16 protein-coding genes are annotated in these 15,416 nt (G+C 64.7%); 5 read left to right on the top strand and 11 right to left on the bottom strand.

Annotation, left to right across the window (positions count from 1 at the left end; all coding sequences use genetic code 11):
• Nucleotides 1-97: 97 nt before the first annotated feature.
• Entirely contained in the window at nt 98-1,003 is a 906-nt protein-coding gene (locus VPH41_RS01345; RefSeq protein ID WP_328568715.1) for a LysR family transcriptional regulator, read from the bottom strand.
• A 98-nt stretch (nt 1,004-1,101) separates the two neighbouring features.
• Between VPH41_RS01345 and VPH41_RS01340 the strand changes: the two genes are divergently transcribed.
• Nucleotides 1,102-2,400, top strand: coding sequence for an SGNH/GDSL hydrolase family protein (locus tag VPH41_RS01340; protein WP_328568714.1), 1,299 nt, complete (start codon nt 1,102-1,104; stop codon nt 2,398-2,400).
• On the opposite strand, the gene cysK is transcribed toward VPH41_RS01340, so the two are convergent.
• Both cysK and VPH41_RS01330 read right to left on the bottom strand, forming a co-directional pair.
• On the bottom strand, nt 2,361-3,293 hold the full coding sequence (gene cysK, locus VPH41_RS01335) for a cysteine synthase A (protein ID WP_152284228.1): 933 nt from the start codon (nt 3,291-3,293) through the stop codon (nt 2,361-2,363). The two genes, VPH41_RS01340 and cysK, sit on opposite strands and share 40 nt — an antisense overlap.
• A gap of 156 nt (nt 3,294-3,449) precedes the next feature.
• Nucleotides 3,450-3,914, bottom strand: a complete 465-nt coding sequence (locus tag VPH41_RS01330; protein ID WP_152284227.1) for an FKBP-type peptidyl-prolyl cis-trans isomerase — start codon at nt 3,912-3,914, stop codon at nt 3,450-3,452.
• Nucleotides 3,915-4,000: 86 nt separating this feature from the next.
• Here VPH41_RS01330 and thpR point away from each other — a divergent pair, with 86 nt between their 5' ends.
• Complete coding sequence (thpR, locus tag VPH41_RS01325; protein WP_152284226.1) at nt 4,001-4,528, top strand: RNA 2',3'-cyclic phosphodiesterase; 528 nt, start codon at nt 4,001-4,003, stop codon at nt 4,526-4,528.
• Here thpR and VPH41_RS01320 read toward each other — a convergent pair.
• Nucleotides 4,525-5,400, bottom strand: coding sequence for a tRNA threonylcarbamoyladenosine dehydratase (locus VPH41_RS01320; RefSeq protein WP_226941509.1), 876 nt, complete (start codon nt 5,398-5,400; stop codon nt 4,525-4,527). The genes thpR and VPH41_RS01320 overlap by 4 nt on opposite strands.
• Before the next feature lie 112 nt (nt 5,401-5,512).
• Here VPH41_RS01320 and pdxH point away from each other — a divergent pair, with 112 nt between their 5' ends.
• Together pdxH and VPH41_RS01310 are read left to right on the top strand one after the other, a co-directional pair.
• A complete protein-coding gene (pdxH, locus tag VPH41_RS01315) occupies nt 5,513-6,703 on the top strand; it encodes a pyridoxamine 5'-phosphate oxidase (protein WP_328568713.1) in 1,191 nt (396 codons plus the stop codon).
• A gap of 126 nt (nt 6,704-6,829) precedes the next feature.
• Nucleotides 6,830-8,065 carry a cyclopropane-fatty-acyl-phospholipid synthase family protein gene (locus tag VPH41_RS01310; RefSeq protein ID WP_328568712.1) on the top strand — a complete coding sequence of 412 codons (1,236 nt, stop codon included), beginning with the start codon at nt 6,830-6,832 and terminating at the stop codon, nt 8,063-8,065.
• Nucleotides 8,066-8,081: 16 nt separating this feature from the next.
• Here VPH41_RS01310 and msrA read toward each other — a convergent pair whose 3' ends face one another.
• Nucleotides 8,082-8,615: a peptide-methionine (S)-S-oxide reductase MsrA gene (msrA, locus tag VPH41_RS01305; RefSeq protein ID WP_328568711.1), complete on the bottom strand. Its 534-nt coding sequence runs from the start codon at nt 8,613-8,615 to the stop codon at nt 8,082-8,084.
• A gap of 176 nt (nt 8,616-8,791) precedes the next feature.
• Here msrA and VPH41_RS01300 point away from each other — a divergent pair, with 176 nt between their 5' ends.
• Complete coding sequence (locus VPH41_RS01300; protein ID WP_034780584.1) at nt 8,792-9,298, top strand: flavin reductase family protein; 507 nt, start codon at nt 8,792-8,794, stop codon at nt 9,296-9,298.
• Between the two features lie 42 nt (nt 9,299-9,340).
• Here the strand turns inward: VPH41_RS01300 and VPH41_RS01295 are convergent, their stop codons facing one another.
• From VPH41_RS01295 to VPH41_RS01270, 6 genes are all read right to left on the bottom strand, one after another.
• Nucleotides 9,341-10,027 (bottom strand): OmpW/AlkL family protein, encoded by a 687-nt coding sequence (locus VPH41_RS01295; RefSeq protein WP_193317593.1) that lies wholly within the window; start codon nt 10,025-10,027, stop codon nt 9,341-9,343.
• Nucleotides 10,028-10,126: 99 nt separating this feature from the next.
• Complete coding sequence (locus tag VPH41_RS01290; RefSeq protein WP_328568710.1) at nt 10,127-11,539, bottom strand: esterase; 1,413 nt, start codon at nt 11,537-11,539, stop codon at nt 10,127-10,129.
• Nucleotides 11,540-11,780: 241 nt separating this feature from the next.
• Nucleotides 11,781-12,815, bottom strand: a complete 1,035-nt coding sequence (locus tag VPH41_RS01285; RefSeq protein ID WP_287775394.1) for an L-threonylcarbamoyladenylate synthase — start codon at nt 12,813-12,815, stop codon at nt 11,781-11,783.
• Complete coding sequence (locus tag VPH41_RS01280) at nt 12,812-14,008, bottom strand: 5-(carboxyamino)imidazole ribonucleotide synthase (protein ID WP_328568709.1); 1,197 nt, start codon at nt 14,006-14,008, stop codon at nt 12,812-12,814. The genes VPH41_RS01285 and VPH41_RS01280 overlap by 4 nt, the downstream gene beginning before the upstream one ends.
• Before the next feature lie 15 nt (nt 14,009-14,023).
• Nucleotides 14,024-14,521, bottom strand: coding sequence for a 5-(carboxyamino)imidazole ribonucleotide mutase (purE, locus tag VPH41_RS01275; protein WP_328568708.1), 498 nt, complete (start codon nt 14,519-14,521; stop codon nt 14,024-14,026).
• A gap of 1 nt (nt 14,522) precedes the next feature.
• Nucleotides 14,523-15,416 carry a phosphoribosylaminoimidazolesuccinocarboxamide synthase gene (locus VPH41_RS01270; RefSeq protein ID WP_152254956.1) on the bottom strand — a complete coding sequence of 298 codons (894 nt, stop codon included), beginning with the start codon at nt 15,414-15,416 and terminating at the stop codon, nt 14,523-14,525.

Genomic DNA, 15,416 nt, shown 5'->3' with positions numbered 1-15,416 from the left:
CCATTCAGAGACACGATACGGGCCGAACCATTGCGGACCGTATTTGTTGTATGCCGATATTGTACTGCGCGGCCGTGTCCGCCTGTAGCCTGTCGCATCACCCCAGGTCGACATGCTGCGCCAGGAAATCGAGAAAGACGCGCACGCGCAGCGGCACATGCCCGCCCTGTCCCACGAACACGGCATGCACGTCTTCGCTGTCGCCCGGATTGCACTCTTCCAGCAGCGCCTGCAAACAGCCGGCCGCGATATCGGCGCGCACCTGGAAGGCGGCCAGGCGTGCCAGTCCCAGTCCCGCCAGCGCCAGTTGCCGCAAGGCTTCGCCATCGCTGGCCTGCGCATTGCCCGTGACCGGCACGACGATATCGCCCTCGGGCAGGCGCAGCGGCCAGCCGGAGCGGGCCCGCGCATAATTAGCGTCGAGCAAGTTGTGCGATGCCAGCTCGGCCGCCAGCCGCGGCGTGCCGCGCCGCGCCAGATAGCTTGGCGATGCCACGATCACCATGCGCGTCTGGCCCAGCTTGCGCGCCAGCAAGCCGGAACTTTTCAGGGGACCGGCCCGCACGGCCACGTCCGTGCGCTGTTCCAGGATATCGACCACGGCATCCGTGAGCACGATGTCGAGCGTCACGTCCGGATAGCGCTCCAGGAAGAGCGGCGCCAGCGGCAGCAAAAAATGCTGGCCGAACGGCACGTTCGCATTGACTCGTATTTTGCCGCGCGGCACATCCTGCGCGCCCGCGCAGCGCTCGGCCTCGTCCAGGGCCGCCAGCACCTGCGTGCCCCGCTCGTACAGGCCGCAGCCCTCGGCCGTCAGCTGCAGCTGGCGCGTGGAACGGTTCAGCAGGCGCGCGCCCAGGCGCTCTTCCAGCCGCGAGACGAGCTTGCTGACGGCCGACGGCGTCATGCCGCAGGCGCGCGCGGCGGCGGAAAAACCGCCCAGCTCGACCACGCGCACGAATACTTCCAGCTCGCCGGAGCGGTTGACATCCAGTCTGGCCATTGTGAATTCAACTCATAAATGTTCTTCGATAAGATAGTCTAGTGCATAAATGGCTTTGCTTGCATCATGCGCACATTCCCTTGATGAAGCGAGCCGCCATGCAACGATTTTCCATCCTCCCTGCCGCCTTGCTGAGCCTGGCACTCGGCACAAGCCCTGTCCAGGCCGCCAATGCGGACACCGCCTGGCTGGCCAGCTGGACGGCCAGCCCGCAAGCCGTGTGGGGCGCCGAGTTCCTCTTCCCCAGCAACGTGCCGGCCGTGCTGCGTGACCAGACCGTGCGCCAGGTGGCGCGCCTCAGCGTGGGCGGCCCCCGCTTGCGCATCGTGCTGTCGAATGCCTACGGCAAGGTGCCGCTGCGCATCGGCGCGGCCACCGTGGCCCTGGCCGCTTCCGGTTCAACCATCGAAGCGGGCAGCCTGCGCACGCTCACGTTTTCCGGCCAGCCTACGGCCACGGCAGCGCCGGGCGCTCCCCTCGTCAGCGACCCCGTCGAACTGTCCGTGCCGGACCTGGCCCGGCTGACGGTGAGCGTCCACCTGCCGCAAGCCAGCCCGGCATCCACGTTTCACTGGGATGGCCGCGAGACGGCGTGGATCGCGCCGCGCGACCAGACGCGGGCCGCCCGCATCGATGCCGCGCAGCCCGGCGTGCAGACCACCACGGCGCGCCTGCTGCTGAGCGCCATCGAGGTCGAGGCGGCGCCGGCCGCGCAAGCCGTGGCCATCCTGGGAGACTCGATCACGGACGGCGCCAGCGCCAGCCTGGGGATGGATGCGCGCTGGCCCGATTTCCTCGCCGAACGCCTGGCGCCGCATGGCGTGGCCGTGATCAATGCGGGCATTTCCGGCGGGAGGCTGTTGTCCGACGGCATGGGCGAGAACGCCCTGGCCCGCTTCGAGCGCGACGTGCTGGCGCAGCCGGGCGTACGCTCGGTGGTCGTCTTGTTGGGGATCAATGACATCAGCTGGCCCGGCACGGCGTTTGCGCCACAAGGACAAAGGCCCACGCTGGAAGAATTGACTAACGGCTACGCCCGGCTGGTCGCCCAGGCGCGCAGCCGCGGCGTGCGCGTGGTCGGCGCCACCCTGACGCCGTTCGCGGGCGCCCTGCCCGGCACACCCCTGGACGACTATTATCAGCCTGATAAGGATGCGCTGCGCCAGCAGCTGAACGCGTGGATACGCGCCAGCGGCACATTCGACGCCGTGCTCGACTTCGACGCGTGGACGAGCGACCCGGCCCAGCCGCTGCGCCTGCTGCCCGCCTACGATTCGGGCGACCACCTGCACCCGGGCGATGCGGGCAACCGGGCGCTGGCGGAAAGGATAGACCTGTCGCTACTGTTTGATCAAGATCAGTCGCCCAGGCCTGCGTACAGGGCCGTGCTCAGGTAGCGCTCGCCAAACGACGGAATGATGGTGACGATGGTCTTGCCTGCGTTTTCCGGACGGTGCGCCACTTGCAGGGCGGCCCACAGGGCGGCACCCGACGAGATGCCGACCAACAAGCCTTCGTCGCTGGCGGCCAGGCGCGCCGTGGCGAACGCATCGTCGTTCTTCACGCAGATGATTTCATCGTAGATGGTCGTGTTCAGGATCTGCGGCACGAAGCCGGCGCCGATGCCCTGGATCGGGTGCGGTCCTTTCGTGCCCTTCGACAACATCGGCGACGCTTCCGGTTCCACGGCAATCACTTGCAGGCCAGGCTTGCGCTCCTTGAGCACTTCGCCGATGCCCGTGATCGTGCCGCCCGTGCCCACGCCGGCCACGACGATGTCCACTTGCCCATCCGTATCGCGCCAGATTTCCTCGGCCGTCGTGGCGCGGTGGATGGCGGGATTGGCGGGGTTATTGAATTGCTGCAGCATCAGGTAGCGGGGGTCGGCCGCCACCAGTTCCTCGGCCTTGCGGATGGCGCCCAGCATGCCTTCGCTGCCCGGCGTGAGCACCAGTTCGGCGCCATAGGCGCGCAGCAGGATGCGCCGCTCGCGGCTCATGGTGTCGGGCATGACGAGGGTGCAGCGGTAGCCGCGCGCGGCGCACACCATGGCCAGCGCGATGCCCGTGTTGCCGCTGGTGGGCTCGACGATGACGGTGTCGGGATGGATCTTGCCTGCCGCTTCGGCGGCAACGATCATGGACAGGCCGATACGGTCCTTGACGCTGTGGGCGGGATTGTAGAATTCGAGCTTGGCCAGGATGGTGGCCACACTGCCGGCAGCGATGCGGTTGATGCGCACCAGGGGGGTGTTGCCGATCAGCTCAGTGACGTCGTTGGCGATGTTCATGGGTGTGGTCTCCACAGCAATTACAGAAGAACCCAGTCTACCGCGTTTCAAGACACTCAACAAAAAGTTCATGGCGTTGTTGCCATGCCTGGCCTGAACATTTTGCTACGTGCCGATGGCGGCGGCGCGAACATGCGCCGCCGCCAAACGGAACAATTACTTAACGTCCAGCAGTTCCACGTCGAAGATCAGTGCCGAGTTCGGCGGGATGTCGCCATTGCCGGCACCGCGCGGGCCGTAGGCCAGTTCGCCAGGAATGATCAGGGTGCGCTTGCCGCCCACTTTCATGCCGGCCACGCCCTGGTCCCAGCCCTTGATGACCATGCCCTTGCCGAGCGGGAAGTCAAACGGGCCGCGGCCCACGGAGCTGTCGAACTTCTTGCCGCGCGAATCTTTCGCCAGGGGACGGTACAGCCAGCCCGTGTAATGCACGGTGACGTTGTTGCCGGCGGACGCTTCCTTGCCCGTGCCGACCTTGTTGTCGATCAGAATCAATTTATCGGCGGCAGGGCCAGGGCTCAGCGATACGGCGGAGGCGGGAACAGGCGCTGGCGCCTGTGCCTGCGCCAGCGACGCGGCGACGGAGCAGATCAGGGCAAACAAAACGGAGCTACGCGTCATGATGTATTCTTTCAGTGAGTTTCGGTGAGATCCCTGCGCCAGCGAACCGGCAGGGAACGCCAATAATAGCAAACCGCCGCAACGATATGAAAAACTTGTCGCCCGATACACACACTCCCCGCCTGTTTTATGCCCTGTGGCCCGACGACGCCACGCGCGCGGCGCTGGCGGCCTGGCAGACGCAATTGCAAGGCCAGCCCGTGCGCCCGGAGAAACTGCACCTGACCCTGGCTTTCCTGGGGCAGCGCCCGGCCAGCGACTTGCCGGCCCTGCTCGCTATCCTGGCGCAGATGCCGGCGCGCGCCATGCCCCTGCTGTTCGATCACGCCAGCCACTTCACGAAGCTGGCGCTGGCCTGGGCAGCCCTGGCGCAGCCATCGCCTGCCCTGCTGGACTTGCGCGCGGCCTGCATGCGCGCCCTGGCGCAGCAGGCGCTGGCGCCCCGCTTCGAGCACGACCGTTTCACGCCGCACGTGACCTTGGCGCGCCAGGCGCCGCCGCCGGCCAGCCAGGACTTCGCGCCCATCGCCTGGCAGGCCAGGGAACTGGTGCTGGTGGAATCGCTGAAAAGCAGCGGCGACTACCGCATCCTGGCCAGCCGGCAACTGGCTTAGGCGGCGTCCGGCACTGGCGCGGGTACTGGCGCGGGTATTGGCGCTGCGGCAAGCTGATCCTGGCGCAAGCTTTTCAGTGCATGCGCGGCCGCCACCATGCCGAAGCTGGCCGTCACCACCACGCTGGAGCCGAAGCCGGCGCAGTTCAGGCCCGTCACGCCGGCGGGCGCGCTGCCGTCGATGGCGCACGCCTCGGCGCTCTCGGGCGTGCTCAACGGTTCCATGGAAAACACGGCGTCGACATTGAATTTGTTTTTCACGCCACGGGGGAAACCATATTCCGTGCGCAACAGTTTTCGTACCCGCTTGAGCAGCGGTTCCTGTTCCGTCTTCGACAGGTCGCGCACGGCGATCAGGGTCGGGTCCGTCTGCCCGCCCGCGCTGCCGATGGTCAGCATGGGCACATTGCGCGCGCGGCAATACGCGATCACGGCGGCCTTGGCCTTGGCATTGTCGATGGCGTCGACCAGGTAGTCGAAATCGCGCCCGCCCAGCAATTGCTCCAGGTTATCGGGGGTAATGAAATCCTCGATCTGCGTGACCTGGCAAAACGGGTTGATCAACTCGATGCGTTCGGCCAGGGCCGTGATCTTGGCCTTGCCGATGGTGTCGCTCATGGCCTGGATCTGGCGGTTGATGTTCGATTCCGCAACATTGTCGAGGTCGATCAAGGTCAGGCGGCCGACGGCGCTGCGCGCCAGCGCTTCGACGATCCAGGAACCGACGCCGCCCACGCCGATCACACACACATGGGCAGCGCGGAAGCGTGCCAGCGCGGGCGCGCCGTACAGGCGGGCAATGCCGCCGAAGCGCCGTTCAAAATCGATCTCGGTCAAGTCCATGGAAATTAGTTCATTGGTGGAGGTATGCATGGCGCCATTTTAACGGACACTGCGCTGGCGGATATTCTAAAATAGCCGGATTGACACAGCGACAAGCCACATTGTCGCCGCGCCCCCACACCGCTCACTACGAGAACTCGCCATGACCTCTCCCCTGTTCGACTCCGTTCCCGGCTTTGACCAGCCCATCGCCGTGCTCAAGCATTGCCACGACAAGATCCGCAAGCAGCTGACGACCCTGCAAAACCTGCTGGGCCATCTGGCACAGCACGGCAACACGGCGGACGCGCAGCAGGCAGCCAGGGCGGTGTTGCAATACTTCAATAAAGCCGCCCATCTTCACCATGACGATGAAGAGCAGGATCTGATGCCCATGCTGCAAGCCACCGCCACGGGCGACGATGCATCCCTGCTGGCCACCCTGGTGCCGGAGATCCTGGCCGACCACCAGCGCATGGACCAGGCCTGGCTGACCCTGCGCCCGGAACTGGACGCCATCGCCGCCGGCACGGGCACGCAGCTGTCCGCCGACGGCGTGCGCGACTATGTCGCCGCCTACCAGGCCCACATGGCCAAGGAAGAGGGCCAGCTGGCGCCCATGGCCAAGCGCCTGTTCAGCGCGCAGCAGATGGAGCAGCTGGGCACGGCCATGCAGCGCCGCCGCGGCATCGCGCCGGAAGTGCCGGACGCGGCCGCTGCGCTGGCGGCCATGCGCACCGATTACGTACAGTCCAGCCTGAGCGAGACCGACGTGCTGGACGATCCCATCGCCCAGTTCCAGAAATGGTTCGGCGAAGCCATCAAGGCCCAGGTGATGGAGCCGAACGCGATGGACTTGTCCACCGTCAGTCCCGACGGCAAGCCCAGCTCGCGCATCGTGCTGGTCAAGCAGTTCGACGAACGGGGTTTCACCTGGTACACGAACTACAACAGCGACAAGGGCCAGCAGCTGGAGCACAACCCGCACGCGGCCCTGCTGTTCTTCTGGCGCGAACTGGAGCGGCAAGTGCGCATCGAGGGTACGGTGGTGAAAACCACGGCGGCCGAGAGCGACGAGTATTTCAATGTGCGCCCCCTGCAAAGCCGTTTGTCGGCGATTGCCTCACAGCAAAGTACACCGATCGCCAGCCGCGCCGCGCTGGAAAGCAATTACGAAGCCGTGGCCGCCGCCCTCGGCGACGCCCAGCCGCCCCGTCCCGCCCACTGGGGCGGTTACCGCCTGCAGCCGGAACGCATCGAATTCTGGCAAGGCCGCCGCTCGCGCTTCCACGACCGCATCGTGTTTACGCGCGGTGCTGACGGGCAATGGAGCATGCAGCGCTTGCAACCGTAAGCGCGCCGTGAAGGCGGCGCAAAGCAAGCTGTTCAATATAGGTGTAGGCTATGAGGGTAGAAGTTACTAAATAACATTGTTTCTCAATTTGCGGCCGCAACAGCGGCCGCTTCGTTGGAGGCCATCTTGTTTGTACAAAACCAACTCAAGTCCTGGATCGCCGGCATCCGCAGCAAGACCGCCTTGCCGTTGCGCATAGAATTGTGGAACGGCCAGCATGTCGACCTGTCCAGCGAAACGCCGCGCGTCACCATCCGCCTGCCGACAGCCGCCTCCGCCCGCTACCTGCTCAATCCCTCGCTGGCCAATCTGGGCTCGGCCTATGTGGAAGGCAATATCGAGGTGAAGGGCACGGCGATGGACATGATTTCCATCTGCAATGCGCTGGCGCGCAATACCTTGAAACCGGAAGGCAAGCTGGCCCGCATCGTGCGCAGCTTTACGCACGACAAGAGCAAGGATGCGGAAGCCATCCGCTACCACTACGACGTGTCGAATGCCTTTTATGAGCAGTTTCTCGACCCCGCCCTCGTGTATTCCTGCGCCTACTTTGAACACGGCGATGAGACCCTGGCGCAGGCGCAGGTCAAGAAGATCGACCACATCCTGAAGAAGATCCAGCTGCAGCCAGGCCAGACCCTGCTCGACATCGGCTGCGGCTGGGGCGCGCTCGTCATTCGTGCAGCACAGCAATATGGCGCCCGCTGCGTGGGCGTGACCCTGTCGGAAAACCAGTACGCGCTGGCGCGCGAGCGCGTGGCGGCGGCCGGCCTCGCCCACCTGATCGACATCCGTTTGCAGGACTACCGCGACGTGACGGGCCAGTTCGACCGCATCACCAGCGTGGGCATGTTCGAGCACGTGGGACTCAAGCATTTGCCCGAGTATTTCAGCATCATCAACAAGCTGCTGGCGCCGGACGGCATGGCAATGAACCACGGCATCACCTCCACGGATCCGGACAATGGCGAAACGCCGTATGGCGGCGGCGAATTCATCGAAAAATACGTGTTTCCGCACGGCGAGCTGGCGCACATCGGCAATGTGCTCAAGACCATGCAGCAAGGCGGGCTGGAAGTGCTCGATGTGGAAAACCTGCGGCGCCACTATGCGCGCACCTGCGCCCTGTGGACGGAGAATTTCGAAGCCCATGCCGAGCAGATCCGCCCGCTGGCGGGCGAACGGCGTTTCCGCATCTGGCACGTCTACCTGGCCGGCTGCGCCTACGCCTTCGAACAGGATTTGATCAGCCTGTACCAGATCGTCTGCGTGAAGGCGGGCCGGCGCTCCTCCACCCTGCCCTGGTCGCGCAACTACATGTATGCACAGGACACCAGCCCGGCGCCCGTGCTCGCCAGCTGACAGGCGCGCGGGGCGCTCACTTCAGGCGCCCCGCATACATGGCGCGGAATTTCTCCACCTTGGGCGCGACAACCAGCGCGCAGTAACCCTGCAAGGGGTGCTGCTCGACATAATTCTGGTGGTATTGCTCGGCCTTGTAAAAGGCGGGCGCCGGCGCCAGCTGCGTGACGAGGGGCGCATCCCACACGCCAGCCATCTCGGCGAGCACCTTGCGCGCCACCTTTTCCTGCTCGGCCGACTGGTAATAGATGACGGAACGGTATTGCGTGCCGACATCGTTGCCTTGCCGGTTCAGGGTGGTGGGATCGTGCAGCGTAAAAAAGATTTCCAGCAAGTCGTGGTAGCTGATAACGGCGGGATCGAACTCCAGGCGCACCACTTCCGCATGGCCCGTCTCGCCCGCGCACACCTGTTCATACGTGGGATCGGGCACGCCGCCCCCCGCGTAGCCGGACTCGACGCGCGCCACGCCCCGCACTTCCCCGTACACGGCAGCCAGGCACCAGAAACAGCCACCGCCCAGTACCGCCACTTCCGTCTGTTGATTCATGATGTCCTCCCGCAACGCCACTGCCACTTGTCATTTCACCACTGTAACGCAAAGCGCCACGGCCTGCAGCGCCGCTTGAAACGGCGCGTGGCGCACCGCACATAGAGGCATGCGGGCCACGATTGCGCTGGCGCGCCCGATTTTTGGCATAATGTCAGCAAATAGACAGGTCACCCATGAACACACGCTCTCCCCGCGCGCCAGCGCAAGAATTCGATACGACGCATTTCCGCCAAGCACTGTCGCAGTTTGCCACCGGCGTGACGGTCATTACCACGCGCCTGGCCGATGGCAGTTTCCGCGGCTTGACGGCCAGTTCCTTCAACTCCGTTTCGCTGTCGCCGCCCCTGGTGCTGTGGAGCCTCGGTTCCGTGGCCAACAGCATGCCGATTTTCAGCGGCAACTCGCATTACGTGATCAATGTGCTGGGCGCCGACCAGGCGGAACTGGCGCAGCGTTTTTCGCGCCGCACCCCGAATCCGTTCGACGACGTGGAATACGAGCTGTCGCGCACGGGCCAGCCCATCCTGAAAGGCGCATCGGCCTGGTTCGAATGCCATAACCGCAGCCGCTATCCGGAAGGCGACCACGTCATTTTCGTGGGCGAAGTGGAACAATGCGCGTTTGCCGCGCAACCGCCCTTGATCTTCCACAATGGGAAGTTCAATACACCGCCAGCCTGATCGACGGGACAAAAAAAATCCGCCGAGGCGGATTTTTTTGCATTACAGGGTAAAGTTATACCCGATGCTGACACTCACGGCGAGCGGGTCGAGCTTGATGTCCTGCGTCTGCCCCGTCGAGAACTTCGCCTTGGTTTTCAGGAACGTCTTGACCACGGCCACATCCGCAAACCAGCGCTCGTTGATGGCCAGGGTGCTGCCGACCACCAGGCTGCCTGCCAGCTTGTTGTCCAGGCGGTAGGTGACGGGCGATCCACCCGGATCCAGCAAGGCCGTCATCTGGCCCGAGCCTTTTTCCTTCTGGAAATAGGCATACGTGAGGCCCGCGCCCACGTAAGGACGGATCTTCGTCGTTGGCTGGAAGAAACGGTACTGGATGAAGGCCGTCGGCGGCAAGGCTTCCGCCGTCCCCAGCTTGCCCGTGCCCTTGATCGATCCGTCGCCGATCAGGTCATGCTTGTACGGCACGCCCAGGATCATTTCAGCGGAAATATTGTCCGTGATCATGTAGGCAAAGGTCAGGATGGGCTTGGTATCCGCCTTGACGTCCGCTTTCGTGCCCGGCAGTGCCGGCGCGGAAATGTCGCCGCTGTCCACATGCGGCGTGATCTTGTTGAGGCCGACCTTGGCCATCCAGGTGCCTGCGCTTTGCGCCGAAGCGCCCGTCGCCATGGCCATCGCGGCGGCCGCGGCCAGCACGCGTACAGCGGTATTCAAACGATTCTTCATCTTGTCTCCTGATTCATTATGTGCGGATAGCCCCGCTATCCAGTCTTGTCGCTGCCAGCGCCAGCCACATCGTGGGGATGCAGCTGGCGCGGCCCTCCCTTACAGCCAGCCCCGCACGACCATGTCCTTGGCCACATAACGGGCCAGCAACAGGTTGTTGAACGGCGTAGGGTGCACATCGTCGGCATACGAGTAGTGGCTGACGTCGCCCGCTTTCAGGTTCGTGCCATTGCACACCAGCGAGCTGCCCAGGAAATTCTTCGCTGGCGTCAGGTCGCACGCCGTCTCGCTGACATTGGTCAAACCATATGGGCCTGGGTTGGTGCCCTGGTCATGGCTGACGGCAAACACGTCGACCAGCAAGACTTTCGCGTTGCCGTTCAAGCCTCCGCTCAGCTCTCCGTTGAAGGCGCTGACCATGGCATTGATGAGCGCCTTGGTATTGGCATCCTTGCTCAGGCCCGATGGCGTACCGGCCACGTCAGGCAGGTTGTTGACCACCACATAGTTGGCGCCCTTGGCAATGATCTGGTCCTTGACCAGTGCCACCAGCTCGGTGCCAGCCTGTTTCATGGCACCGACCAGTGCAGGACCATTCGCCGCGGCGTAATCGGCACCGGCCTTGGCGCCGGCAGCGGCACCGGCGGCGTTGCCGGTGACCGTCGCATCGGCTTGCGCCTTGGTCACCAGCGGGCCATACACGGCTGGCGAAGCGACCGCCGTATCGCCGGCGGTGGCGGCAGCGGTCACGGCAGCGCCCACGATCGATGCTGACGTGGCGCCAGGCGCTGCAGCGGCGGCGGCCACGGCCGCGCCGATGGCTTGCGCCGCCGTGGCAGGGTTGGCGGCGCGCGCTGCCAGGGCAGCAACCAGATTGGAGGCAAAGGCTTTCGCGCCAGCATCGGCACCGGCAGCCGCGCCAGCCGCCTGGCCAGCAGCGGTGGCCTTCGCTTGCAAGTCGCCCAGCAGGAACAGGACGTCATTCCCGCCGGCCATCACGAAGACGGCTTCCGTGCCGCTGAATTTGCCGCCGGAAACGGCCAGGTGGTTCGCGATCTGCGTCACCACGGGCACGGTCAGGGCGCCCAGCGCACTGCCCGTCAACTTGTTGTTCGGGCCGACGGGGTTGGTGACGCGCGAGCCGCCCATGGCGTAGCCGAAGCAGCCAGCGTGCTTGACGCGCGGGGCCTGCAGGGTGGGAATGCTGCCTTCCAGGCCCGTTTCGGCAGCGCATGGCGCCGGCAAGCCGAATTGCGCGGCCAGGTGCTCGGTCCAGTTCTTGCCCGTCAGTTCAGGATTGATCTTGGTATTGTCGCCATTGATGGTGAATTTGCCGCCACCGCTCGCCGCCACGCCGGCGACCGCATACGAACCGACATCGGACAGGCTGTCGCCGAACGACACCTGCGCCGTGTATTTGACTTTCAAGGCTTGATCGCCGCCGCTGGCGCCACCGCAACCTGCCAGGACAGCCGCAGCCAGCACGGCCAGCGCGAATTTTGTTTGATGCATTTTGTCTCCTCGGTCTTTTTTCTGGTTTCTAAACGAACGGGCGTGCTATTCGCTACCCAACTAATATGCCATCGTTCCTCAGGCTTGTATAGAAAATATGTTTTAAAAATCAACGAAATAACAACACTGCCGGCACCCTGCCGCGACAGGGCGATCGCATGAATTATGGAGGATTTAAGATATTTCGTGGCAAGCATCTCTATTGCGCTGCATCAAGAAAAAGCCCCTTGCGGGGCTCTTTTTATGCGGATAGAAATTGCTGCAAGATACCACTTGAGCCGAACGCGGCACGCCGCAAACGGTCATTCACGCCCAGCCACGCGGGGCCGGTGGGCGGCGCTTCGACGAGTATCAGCTCGGCGCCGACCTGGTCCATCGTGCGCAGCGAGGCGTACAGCGCGTGCGCGTAGTTTTCCGGGCTGGCGGCCAGGCGCACGCTGGCGCTGGCCGGCGGCAGATCCGAGTAGTGGATCAGGGCCACGCGGCGCCCGTCATTGAGCAGGCGGTTCAAGGTGGCGCGCACGTCGTCGCTGTGCTGCATCGCAACAGGCGTGTGTGGCGCGTAATGCGATTCCAGGGTGCCCGAGGCGCGCGGCGCGGCCGCGTCCGCCACGGCCGGTGCACGGCCAATGACGGCGGCAATCTGCTCGCTGCTGATATGGCCGGGACGCAGCAGCACGGGGCCGTGCGTGGCCAGGCGCGACAGGTCGACGATGGTCGACTCGATGCCCACGTCGCTCTGTCCGCCGTCGAGAACCTGGCCCAGCAAGCCGCTGTCCAGTTCCGCCGCGAACTCGTCGCGCACGTGCTGCGCCGTGGTGGGGCTGACATTGCCGAATTTGTTCGCCGACGGCGCCGCCAGGCCGCCCTTGCCGCCCTTGAAAGTGCGTAGCAATGCGATAGCCACCGGATGCGACGGGCAGCGCAGCCCCACCGTATCCTGGCCGCCGGACACGGCGTCGGGAATGTGGGCAGCGCGCCTGACGATCAAGGTCAGCGGACCGGGCCAGAAGGCGGCTACCAGCTGCTGCGCTTCGGGCGGGATATCGTCGGACCAGTGCGCCAGGTCGGCGCCGGGCGCCACGTGCACGATCACGGGGTGGTCCGATGGCCGGCCCTTGGCTTCATAGATGCGCGCCACGGCGGCGGGGTTTTCCGCATCGGCGCCCAGGCCGTACACCGTTTCCGTCGGAAACGCGACGAGGCCGCCCGCTTCCAGCACGGCGGCCGCCGCCGCGATGGCGGCCTGGTCCAGGTCTTGTGCGGGCACGCTCACGGCGCGATTCCCAGGACCAGGCACGCGTCGCGCAGGCGCTGCTGCGCCTCCGGCAACGTTGCCGCGATGAAGGTCAGATGGCCCATCTTGCGGCCGCGGCGCGGATCGTCCTTGCCATACAGGTGCAGGCAGGCGCCCGGCAGCGCCAGGATACGGTCCCAGGCCGGTTCGATGGCCACATCGCTGTCGCCGGCAAACCAGGCGTCGCCCAGGATATTGAGCATGACGGCCGGCGAATGCTGGCGCACATCGCCCAGCGGCAAGCGCGCCATGGCGCGCACCTGCTGCGCGAACTGGCTGGTGACGCAGGCATCCATCGTGTAGTGACCGCTGTTGTGCGGACGGGGCGCCATTTCATTGACCACCAGGCTGCCGTCTTCCAGCACGAAGAATTCGATGCACAGCACGCCGACATAGCCCAGTTCGGCGACCATGGCTTGCGCCGCCCGCTGCGCCCTGGCGGCGCAATCGTCCGACACGTTCGGGCCCGGCACCGTGGTGGTAAACAGCACGCCGTCGCGGTGCACGTTTTCGGCGATCGGGTATACGACGGATTCGCCGTCCACGCCGCGCGCCGTCAGCACGGACACTTCATAGGCCAGCGGCAGCATTTTTTCCAGCAGGCAAGTCACCTCGCCCATTTCCGCAAACGCGGCGCGCACGTCGTCGCGCGTGCGCACGCGGAACTGGCCCTTGCCGTCATAGCCCATGCGCACGGTTTTCAGTATGCCGGGCAGCAAGTCGTCGCCGATGGCATCGATGTCGTCCTGCGTGGCGATGACCATGTGCGGCGCCGGCAGCACGCCCGATTTCGGGGCGCAGTCGACAAAGAAACGCTTTTCCGCGATGCGGTCCTGCGCCACCGATACGCCGTGGGCGTCGGGCGCCACGAACACGTGCTTGGCCAGGCGCGACAGGCTGTCGGCCGGCACGTTTTCAAATTCCGTGGTGACGGCCAGGCATTGCGCGGCCAGCGCGTCCAGGCCGGCAGCATCATCGTAGCCGGCATTGACCAGGCGCTGCGCCACCTGCCCCGCAGGGCAGGCGTCCGACGGTTCCAGGACGGCCACCTGATAGCCCATGCTCTGGGCGGCCTGGGCAAACATGCGGCCGAGCTGGCCGCCGCCCATCACGCCCAGCCACGCCGGTGGGTTGGCGGCAGGCAGCAATGGGGAAGTCGATTTACTATTCATTATTTTTCAAACACATTAGTCAGGCAAGACCATGGCCTTGGCGGCGGCCGTTTGCGTGGCACGGAAGGCTTCCAGCTTTTCGGCTAGGGCATCGTCGTTGGCGGCAAGCATTGCCACGGCCGTCAGCGCCGCATTCGCGGCGCCCGCTTCGCCGATGGCAAAGGTGGCCACCGGCACGCCCTTGGGCATTTGCAGGATGGACAGCATGGAGTCTTCGCCGCGCAGGTATTTCGACGGCACGGGCACGCCCAGCACGGGCACGATGGTCATCGCCGCCACCATGCCAGGCAGGTGGGCGGCGCCGCCGGCGCCGGCAATGATGGCGCGCAAGCCGCGCGCGCGCGCGCTTTTTGCATACGCATACATCTCGTCGGGCATGCGGTGTGCGGAGATGACTTGCGCTTCGTAGGGCACGCCAAACTGTTTCAGGATGGCCACTGCATTCTGCATCACGTCCCAGTCCGAGGACGAGCCCATGATGACGCCGACCAGCGGCTTATTGTGCTCGCTCATCTCAGGCCTTCAGCTTCTCGCCCGTCAGGCGTTCGATGGCTTCAAAGTACTTGGCCTGGGTTTTTTCAATGACGTCGGCCGGCAGCGCAGGCGCCGGTGCGGTCTTGCCCCAGGTCAACGTTTCCAGGTAGTCGCGCACGAATTGCTTGTCGAACGACGGCGGCGAGATGCCAGGCCGGTACGAATCCGCAGGCCAGAAGCGCGACGAGTCGGCCGTCAGCACTTCATCCATCAGGTGCATGACGCCATTGTCGTCCAGGCCGAATTCGAACTTGGTGTCGGCGATGATGATGCCGCGCGTGGCCGCGTATTCGGCGGCCGTCTTGTACAGGGCGATGGCCACGTCGCGCATCTTGGCGGCCAGATCGGCACCGATGCGTTCTTCCATTTCAGCAAAGCTGATGTTTTCGTCATGCTCGCCCAACTCGGCCTTGGCTGCCGGGGTGAAGATCGGTTCCGGCAGTTTTTCCGCCTGTTGCAGGCCCGCTGGCAGCGCGATGCCGCAGATGCTGCCCGTATCCTGGTAGTCTTTCCAGCCCGAACCGATGATGTAGCCGCGCACGACCGCCTCGACCATGATGGGTTTCAGACGCTTGGCCACGACGGCGCGGCCTTGCACTTGTTCCACTTCCTCGGGCGCCACCACGGATTCCGGCGCCACGCCGGTCAGGTGGTTCGGCACGATATGGCCCAGTTTCTCGAACCAGAAGTCGCTCATCTGGTTGAGTACCTTGCCCTTGCCGGGGATAGGCTCGTTCATGACGACATCGAAGGCCGACAGGCGGTCCGTGGTGACGATCAGGATCTTGTCGTCGCCAACGGCGTAATTGTCGCGGACCTTGCCGTGGCCCAGCAATGGCAGGGAGTGGATGGAAGTCTGATAGAGGCTGTTCAT

This window comes from Janthinobacterium sp. P210006 (assembly GCF_036231885.1).
Taxonomy (GTDB): Bacteria; Pseudomonadota; Gammaproteobacteria; order Burkholderiales; family Burkholderiaceae_D; genus Janthinobacterium; species Janthinobacterium violaceinigrum.
Note: the sequence above shows the minus strand (reverse complement) of the source record. Positions and strands in the feature narration are given on the sequence as shown.

Excerpts from the sequence above, each read along its gene's own strand:
- VPH41_RS01300 (WP_034780584.1), top strand. The coding sequence starts at position 8,792 with ATGAACACACGCTCTCCCCGCGCGCCAGCGCAAGAATTCGATACGACG.
- VPH41_RS01340 (WP_328568714.1), top strand. The coding sequence starts at position 1,102 with ATGCAACGATTTTCCATCCTCCCTGCCGCCTTGCTGAGCCTGGCACTC.
- VPH41_RS01290 (WP_328568710.1), bottom strand. The coding sequence starts at position 11,539 with ATGCATCAAACAAAATTCGCGCTGGCCGTGCTGGCTGCGGCTGTCCTG.
- purE (WP_328568708.1), bottom strand. The coding sequence starts at position 14,521 with ATGAGCGAGCACAATAAGCCGCTGGTCGGCGTCATCATGGGCTCGTCC.
- VPH41_RS01295 (WP_193317593.1), bottom strand. The coding sequence starts at position 10,027 with ATGAAGAATCGTTTGAATACCGCTGTACGCGTGCTGGCCGCGGCCGCC.
- VPH41_RS01320 (WP_226941509.1), bottom strand. The coding sequence starts at position 5,400 with ATGCATACCTCCACCAATGAACTAATTTCCATGGACTTGACCGAGATC.
- VPH41_RS01270 (WP_152254956.1), bottom strand. The coding sequence starts at position 15,416 with ATGAACAGCCTCTATCAGACTTCCATCCACTCCCTGCCATTGCTGGGC.
- msrA (WP_328568711.1), bottom strand. The coding sequence starts at position 8,615 with ATGAATCAACAGACGGAAGTGGCGGTACTGGGCGGTGGCTGTTTCTGG.
- pdxH (WP_328568713.1), top strand. The coding sequence starts at position 5,513 with ATGACCTCTCCCCTGTTCGACTCCGTTCCCGGCTTTGACCAGCCCATC.
- VPH41_RS01280 (WP_328568709.1), bottom strand. The coding sequence starts at position 14,008 with ATGAATAGTAAATCGACTTCCCCATTGCTGCCTGCCGCCAACCCACCG.
- VPH41_RS01345 (WP_328568715.1), bottom strand. The coding sequence starts at position 1,003 with ATGGCCAGACTGGATGTCAACCGCTCCGGCGAGCTGGAAGTATTCGTG.
- thpR (WP_152284226.1), top strand. The coding sequence starts at position 4,001 with ATGAAAAACTTGTCGCCCGATACACACACTCCCCGCCTGTTTTATGCC.
- cysK (WP_152284228.1), bottom strand. The coding sequence starts at position 3,293 with ATGAACATCGCCAACGACGTCACTGAGCTGATCGGCAACACCCCCCTG.
- VPH41_RS01330 (WP_152284227.1), bottom strand. The coding sequence starts at position 3,914 with ATGACGCGTAGCTCCGTTTTGTTTGCCCTGATCTGCTCCGTCGCCGCG.